Raw genomic sequence first — 7,712 nt, 5'->3', positions numbered from 1 at the left:
CGGTGGTGACCGGGGGTGCGGGCGGAATCGGGGCCGAGACCGCGGCGGCGCTGGCGCGGGCCGGCGCGAACGTCGTGATCGCCGACGTCCCGACCGCGCCGCTCGACAAGGTCGCCCACGAGCTGTCCGCCGCCGGCCTGACGGCGGTGGCCCATCCGGTCGACGTCGCCGACGAGGACAGCGTGCGCGACCTCGTCCGGTTCACCGTGGACACCTTCGGCGGCCTGGACGTGCTGGACAACAACGCCGCGCTGACGTCGGCGATCCCCCGCGACCGCGACGTCGTGACCATGTCCGTCGAGCTGTGGGACGAGGTCATGGCGGTGAACCTGCGCGGGCCGATGCTGCTGTGCAAGCACGCCGTGCCGGTCATGATCTCCCGCGGTGGCGGTTCGATCATCAACATCGCCAGCGGCCAGGGCCTGGCCGGAGATCGCGCCATGGTCGCCTACGGCAGCTCGAAGGGCGGCCTGATCGCGCTGACCCGCTTCATCGCGGCGGCCTACGGGGAGTTCGGCGTGCGCTGCAACGCGGTCGCGCCCGGCCTCATCCGGACGCCGGCGCTCGACGCCGACATGCCCCCGTTCGTGCGGGAGGCGTTCCGCCGCGACAACCTGGTGCCGCGCCTGGGCACCCCCGCGGACGTCGCCACCGTGGTGGCGTTCCTCGCGTCGCCGGCGGCGGGCTTCGTCACGGGGCAGGTCCTCCCGGTGGACGGCGGCTTCCTCGCGCACCTGCCCACGATGTCCCCGGCCGCCCAGTCCCCACCGGCGCCGTCCCCACCAGCGCCGGCGCGCCTGTGCTAGATTGGTTTTGGAAACCAACTATCGGTAATCCTAACTAGATCGGTAATCCTAACTAGAACGCCCAGGCTGACGCGAACGGCCGGGCCTCGAGAACAGGGAGTCGCATGAGCACCGTGGCAGTCGTCGGCGGCGGTTACGGCGGCATCACCGCCGCGAAGGCCCTGGACGACGTCGCCGACGTCCTCCTCGTCGAGCCCCGCGACACCTTCGTGCACAACGTGGCCGCCCTGCGCGGCCTGGTCGATCCGAGCTGGCTCGAGCGGCTGTTCCTGCCGTACGACCGGCTGCTCGCCCGCGGCCGGGTGGTGCGCGACCGCGCCGTCGGCGTCGACCCCCATGGCGTCACCCTCGCGTCCGGTGACCGGATCGCGGCCGACTACCTCCTGCTCGCGACCGGTTCGACCTACCCGTTCCCCGCCAAGGTCGACGTGCACGACAGCCGCCTCGCCCGGGACCGCATCCGGGCCACCCACGAGGCCCTGGCCGGCTCGGCGAACGTGCTCGTGCTGGGCGCCGGGCCCGCCGGGCTGGAACTCGCCGGCGAGATCAGCGCCGCCTGGCCGGACAAGACCGTCACGGTCGTCGACCCGGCAGGCGACCTGCTCGCCGGCACCGGCCTGCCGGACGAGCTGCGCGCCGAGGTCCGCGCCCAGCTCGTCGCCCTCGGCGTCACCCTGCTGCTCGGCGACTCGCTGAGCGAGCCCCCGCCCTCCGACCCGGGCACCGCCAAGACCTTCACCGCCACCACCACCGGCGGCGCGCGGGTGGACGCGGACATCTGGTTCCGCTGCTACGGCGTCACGCCGACCACCGACTACCTCGCCCCCGAGCTCGCCGCCCACCGCACCCCAGGCGGCCAGCTGCGGGTGACCCCGGCCCTGCACCTGCCGGGATACCGCCATGTCTTCGCCATCGGTGACATCACCGATATCGCCGAGCCGAAGATGGCCAAGGCCGCCGAGCAGCACGCCGGCGTCGCCGCGACGAACATCCGCGTCCTGCTCGGCGGCGGCGACACGTTCGTCGACTACGAGCCCGGCCCGCCGGGCATCTCGCTGCCCCTCGGGCCGGCCGCCGGCGCCTCCTACGCCCCGTCGGTGGGTGTCCTCGGCGCCGAGCAGACCTCCCAGATCAAGGGAACGACCATGCGCATCGAGTCCTACCTGGAACTGCTGAATCTCCGATGACCAGCGAAGCAGCGCCGGCGGCCGGGCCCGCGGGCCCGGCCGGGTCGGCGAGCGTCGTGGTGGTCGGGGCGGGCCCGACGGGCCTGCTGCTCGCCGGTGACCTCGCCGCGGCCGGGGTGGCGGTGACCGTCGTCGAGCGGCGCCCGGCCAGCCAGAGCAACCTGACCAGAGCCTTCGGCGTGCACGCCCGCACGCTCGAGTTGCTGGACGCCCGCGGCCTCGCCGAGGAGCTGGTGGGCACCGGGCAGGCGATCGGCGAGCTGCGGCTGTTCGGCACCGTGCCGTTCGACATCACCCGGCTGCCGTCGCACTATCCCCTGCTGCTGGTCACCCCGCAGTACGAGGTGGAGAAGCTCCTGCTGCGGCGCGCCGAGCGGCACGGTGTCCGATTCCGCCGCGGCACCGAGCTCGTCGGCCTCGCCCAGGACGCCGAGGGCGTCACGGCGTCACTGCGCCAGGGCGCCACGGCCTCGACGCTGCGCGCCGACTACCTCGTCGGCGCCGACGGGGTGCGCAGCACCGTGCGCGCCGCGATCGGGCTGCCCTTCCCCGGCCGGCCCGTGATCAGCTCGGTGGTCCTCGCCGACGTGCTGGTCACCGCCGAGCCGCGCCTGGCCGTGCAGGTGCGCGGCGATGGGGAGGCGTTCGGCTTCCTCGCGCCGTTCGGCGACGGATACTGGCGCTTCGGCGGCTGGGAACGGTCCCGCCGCGACGTGCCCGACACCGCCCCGGTCGAGTTCGAGGAACTACGGTCCATCATTGAGCGCGCCTTCGGCGACGACTACGGCATGCACAGCCCGCGCTGGCTCGGCCGCTACTCCAGCGACGAGCGCCAAGTGCCACGCTACCGCGTCGGCCGGGTGCTGCTCGCCGGCGACGCCGCGCACCAGCACTCGCCGGCCGGCGGCCAGGGCATGAACACCGGACTGCAGGACGCGGTAAATCTCGGCTGGAAACTGGCGGCCATCACGCGCGGCTGGGCGCCCGACGCCCTTCTGGACACCTACCACGACGAGCGGCACCCCGTCGGCCGGGCGGTGCTGCGCAGCAGCGGGCTCAACCTGCGCCTCGCGATGGCCCGCGGCCCGGCCGAGGTCGCGCTGCGCACGGTCCGCAAGGCCGTCGTGCGGCACGTGCCCGCGGTGAGCCGCGCGGCGATCGGCGAGATCACCGGCATCGGCTACGCCTATCCCGCGCCGCGCGGCGCCCACCGCCGCACCGGCCGCCGTGTCCCCGACCTCCCCCTGGACGTCGGTCGGCTCTACGAGGCGCTGCGCGGTGGCGGATTCGTCCTCATCCTCCCACCGGGAACCGCGTTCGACGTCCCGGGCGACTGGGCCGATCGCCTCACCGTCTCCCACCGGTCGGACGGGGGCGATCCCGACCTCGCCCTGCTCGTCCGCCCCGATGGCTACGCCGCCTGGGCAGCCAGCGCCCCGACGGCAGCGAAGCTCGAGACGGGCCTACGCCCCTGGCTCGGCGAGCCCACGACTCCCGGCACGCTGGCCAGCACCGGCTGAGGGCCGCCGCCGTCCAGGGGCGCGAGACGGCCCGCGGAGCGCGCACGGCCGTGGGCGCGTGCGCGGTCCACGAGGGTGGAGAGCGTGATCGGCCCGGCGCGGCTGCGACGCGCGCTACGAGGCGACCGCTACGAGGCGACGGGGCCGAAGACGGCGGGGACGTCCTCGGTGAGGACGAGGTGGGTGGCGATGCGGTTCAGGTGGTCGCGGTCGTCGGTGGGCATGCTGGTGGCGAGGTCGGTCAGCCGCTGGCTGATCTCCTCGTAGAAGGTGTCGGTGAGGGCCTTGCCGGCGGGGGTGAGGCTGACGGTGATGGCGCGGCGGTCCGTCGCCGACATGGAGCGGCGAAGGTAGTCGCGCCGCTCCACCCGCTCGACCAGGCCGGTGACGCTCGACTTGTCCAGCCGCAGCATCGCGCTGATCTCACCCATGCCGCGAGGCGAATCCTTCAGTACGCACATCAGCTGGGCCTGCGGGACGGACAGGCCATGCGTGGCACAGACATCCGCGTAGATCGCATTGACCAGGTAGGACAGCCGTACCAAGGCCACCGGTGTCGTGAACACGCCGCTCACCGTGGGATCCCACCTTCTCCTCGCGTGAAAGGCCACCTTATCGCCCTCGGGCGGTGTGGCCATGGACGATGGTTTGTGATACCTACTATATGTGATGCGTATCAAAATGTGGACAGGCGTCAGGACGCGAACGGCCGAGCCGGCGGGAGAGTCCTCATGAGCGCCGAGCCGGCCGCCGCCGCGGTGGGGGCACCGGCCGCCACTGCGAGTGACGGGGTGCGCCGAGCAGGGGTGCCGCTGGGCGCGGTGGTCGCGATCGCCTGCACCGCGCAGTTCATGGTGGTGCTGGACACCACGATCGTGAACGTCGCGCTGCCGGACATGCGCCGGGCGCTGGACCTCTCGGTCGCCGGGCAGCAGTGGGTGGTCACCGCCTACCTGGTGACCTTCGGCGGCTTCCTGCTGCTGGCCGCCCGGGCGAGCGACCTGCTCGGCCGGCGCCTGGTGTTCCAGGCCGGACTGGTCGTGTTCAGCCTCGCGAGCCTCGCCGGGGGCCTCGCGGGCAACGGCGCGACGCTGCTGGCCGCACGGGCGGTGCAGGGGCTCGGCGCGGCCGCGCTCGCCCCGGCGAGCCTCAGCCTGATCACCGCCAGCCACCACGAACCGGCGGACCGCACCAGGGCTCTGAGCGTCTGGAGCGCGGCCGCGTCCAGCGCCGGGGCCGCCGGGATGATCCTCGGCGGCGTCCTCACCGACGGGCTGAGCTGGCGGTGGGTGCTGTTCGTCAACGTTCCTATCGGGTTGGCGCTCTACCTGGCCACCGTCCGACTGCTCGCCACCTCCGCGCCCAGTCGGGAGCGGCGCCTCGACCTTCCCGGCGCCGTCCTCATCACCGCCGCGGTCGCCGCGCTGGTGTTCGGCATCTCGCGGGCGACCCAGAGCGGCTGGGGCTCGGCGGAGGTCGTCGCCTCCCTCGTCGGCACGGCGGTGCTGCTGGGTGTGTTCGTGCTGGTCGAGACGCGGGTGGCGCAGCCGTTGATCCCGCCGAGCATCTACCGCCATCACAACCTGCGACTGGCGAACCTGATCACGGCCGCGCTCGGCGCACTGATGACCTCGACGATCTTCTTCCTGTCCGTCTACCAGCAGCAGCTGCTCGGCTACAGTCCGCTGCGCACCGGCCTGTCGCTGGTTCCGTGGACGCTCGTACTGGTCGTCGGCACGTTCGCCGCGCGTCGACTGATGCCGCTGCTGCGGCCCGTGCCGCTGCTGGTACTCGGCTCGCTGTGCACCGCGTCCGGGCTGGTCTGGCTGTCCTGGCTGCCCGCGAGCCCGGCCTACCTCACCCATGTGCTGGGGCCGACGATCGTGCTCGGCGTCGGGATGAGCCTCGTCGTCCTGCCGGTCACGGTGCTCGCGACCAGCGGGGTCGCGCCGACCGAGGCTGGCCTGGCCTCCGGGCTGCTCAACATGGGCCGCCAGATCGGCGGCGCGCTCGGCCTGGCCATCCTGGTGACCGTCGCGACCACCGTCACGAACCACACCCACGGCCCTGGCGCCACCGCGACCGTACACGGGTATCACATCGCGTTGCGGGTCGCGGCCGGGCTGAGCGCGGCCACCGCCCTCGGGGCGTTGCGGCTGTTGGCCCGGCGGCCGGCCGAGCCCGAGCCGCACCCATCCCGACCTGGATAATTGGGATTGACGATGGTGGGCGAAGCGGACTAACTTGTGGGTGTCGCGAAAGGTCGGCACTACTAACTAATACGCCGTAGGCACACTCTGGAGTGACGCACGGCGACGGGGGGAGTGGTGGTCATGCCTCTGCGGCGGCCCGTCCCGCTCGTCGCCCGCCGCCATGTCGACCTGTGCCGACTGTGCGCGGCGCTCTGTCGGACGGCGAGCTAGCGCCACCACTCCGCTGCTCCGTCGCCCGGCCCTCGAGATCGTCCGCTGGCAGGGCGCTGTGGGCATTTCTTCACCTTTTCGACCGAAAATGAGGTCTTCAATGCCCGCACGTCGGCACCGACTCATCCCTGTGCTGCCGGTCGCCGCTGTCGCCGCACTGCTCGCGCTCACCTCCTGTGGCAGCTCCTCCGACGGTGACGCCACCGGCGCCGGCCAGCCCGGTGGCACCCTGCGGATCGCCGCCGACGCCGACCCCGGCTGCCTCGACCCGCAGCAGACCGGCCAGCTGCAGACCCTGGACATCACCCGCGGCCTGGTCGACTCCCTGACCGACCAGGACCCGAAGACGGGCGCGATCGTCCCCTGGCTCGCCCAGTCCTGGACCATCAGCCCCGACGCCAGAAAGTTCACCTTCACCCTGCGCTCCGGCGCGACCTTCAGCGACGGCACCCCGGTCGACGGGCAGGCGGTCAAGGCGAGCTTCGACCGCCTGTCCAAGCTCCCGCCCAACGGCGCCCCGGCGTACATCAAGGGCTACACCGGCACCACGGTCACCGACGCCACCCACGTCACCGTCGGCTTCACCCAGCCGAACGCCCAGTTCCTGCAGGCGACCTCGACGACCGGCTTCGGCATCCTGTCGGTGGCCACCGCGAGCAAGCCCCTGGCCGCGCGCTGCCGCGGCCAGATCATCGGGTCGGGACCGTTCGTGCTGAAGAACTACACCCCGAACCGCTCCGCCACGATCACGAAGCGTGCCGGGTACGGCTGGCCGTCCTCGCGGGCGGTGAACAAGGGCCAGGCCCACCTCGACACGGTGGCCTTCACCTTCGTCGCCGAGGACGGCGCGCGCACCGGTGCGCTGCGGTCCGGGCAGGCCGACGTCGGTGAGGCCATCCAGCCCAGCGACCAGGCCCAGTTCACCGACGGCGGGTCGGCCAGGCTGTTGCTCGCCGCCGCGCCCGGGCTGGTGCCGCCCCTGTCGCTGAACCACCGCGGCATCCTCGCCGATGAGAAGGTCCGCCGGGCGCTGCTGATCGGCGTCGACCGCGCCGCGCTGGTCTCCACCGTCTTCAACGCGAACTACCGGCCCGCGACCAGCGTCCTCGCCTCCACCACCCCCGACTACGTGAACCTGGCCGACAAGCTGCGCTTCGACCCCGCGCAGGCCGACCGGCTGCTCACCGAGGCCGGCTGGGTCCCCGGCGCGGACGGCATCCGGACCAACGGCGGCCGGCGGCTCTCGCTCACCTGGCTGATCCCGGCCCCGATGCCGCCGGCGGACGAGGCGGTCCAGGCGCAGCTGCGCAAGCGCGGCGTCGACCTCCAGCTCGACGCGGTACCGCCGGCCCAGTACGTCGCGCGGCAGAGCGCCGGCCAGTTCGACCTCACCGCCGTCGCCGTCACCCGCGCCGACCCGGACGTGCTGCGCAACATCTTCTCCACCCGGGGCGCGAACCTGTGGCACCTGACACCCAGCCCACTGGACGGCTACCTCGACGCCCAGGCCGCCGCGACCAACCCGGCGGACCGGCGCACCGCCGTCACGAACGCGGTCACCTGGATCCTCGACCACGCCGACACCGTGCCGCTCTACGAGGGCTCCGTCGTCCACGGCGTGTCGACGAAGGTGCGCGGCCTGCGGCTGACCGCCTCCACCCAGCTTGACCTGCACGAGGCATCCCTTGGGTGAGCCGGCCGGGCAGCGGCCGTCGTCATGGCGGCGGTTGCCGCCGCGGGGCGGGCCCGGGTCGCGGCGGGGCCCCGCCACAGCTC

At 73.0% G+C, this 7,712-nt stretch carries 6 protein-coding genes; 5 read left to right on the top strand and 1 reads right to left on the bottom strand.

Annotated elements, in window-relative coordinates; all coding sequences use genetic code 11:
* From C1A33_RS15965 to C1A33_RS15955, 3 genes are all read left to right on the top strand, one after another.
* Window positions 1-806 (top strand): glucose 1-dehydrogenase (locus C1A33_RS15965; protein WP_101832286.1); only part of this gene is annotated, 806 nt, incomplete at its 5' end.
* A 104-nt stretch (window positions 807-910) separates the two neighbouring features.
* Window positions 911-1,993 (top strand): FAD-dependent oxidoreductase, encoded by a 1,083-nt coding sequence (locus tag C1A33_RS15960; RefSeq protein ID WP_101832285.1) that lies wholly within the window; start codon window positions 911-913, stop codon window positions 1,991-1,993.
* Complete coding sequence (locus C1A33_RS15955; protein WP_101832284.1) at window positions 1,990-3,513, top strand: FAD-dependent oxidoreductase; 1,524 nt, start codon at window positions 1,990-1,992, stop codon at window positions 3,511-3,513. The genes C1A33_RS15960 and C1A33_RS15955 overlap by 4 nt, the downstream gene beginning before the upstream one ends.
* Before the next feature lie 128 nt (window positions 3,514-3,641).
* On the opposite strand, the gene C1A33_RS15950 is transcribed toward C1A33_RS15955, so the two are convergent.
* Complete coding sequence (locus C1A33_RS15950) at window positions 3,642-4,088, bottom strand: MarR family winged helix-turn-helix transcriptional regulator (RefSeq protein ID WP_165818418.1); 447 nt, start codon at window positions 4,086-4,088, stop codon at window positions 3,642-3,644.
* A gap of 156 nt (window positions 4,089-4,244) precedes the next feature.
* Between C1A33_RS15950 and C1A33_RS15945 the strand changes: the two genes are divergently transcribed.
* Complete coding sequence (locus C1A33_RS15945) at window positions 4,245-5,723, top strand: MFS transporter (RefSeq protein ID WP_101832282.1); 1,479 nt, start codon at window positions 4,245-4,247, stop codon at window positions 5,721-5,723.
* 313 nt (window positions 5,724-6,036) lie between these two features.
* Window positions 6,037-7,629 (top strand): ABC transporter substrate-binding protein, encoded by a 1,593-nt coding sequence (locus tag C1A33_RS15940; RefSeq protein WP_165818417.1) that lies wholly within the window; start codon window positions 6,037-6,039, stop codon window positions 7,627-7,629.
* Window positions 7,630-7,712: the final 83 nt, after the last annotated feature.

The organism is Frankia canadensis (assembly GCF_900197875.1).
GTDB lineage: Bacteria > Actinomycetota > Actinomycetes > Frankiales > Frankiaceae > Frankia > Frankia canadensis.
Note: the sequence above shows the minus strand (reverse complement) of the source record. Positions and strands in the feature narration are given on the sequence as shown.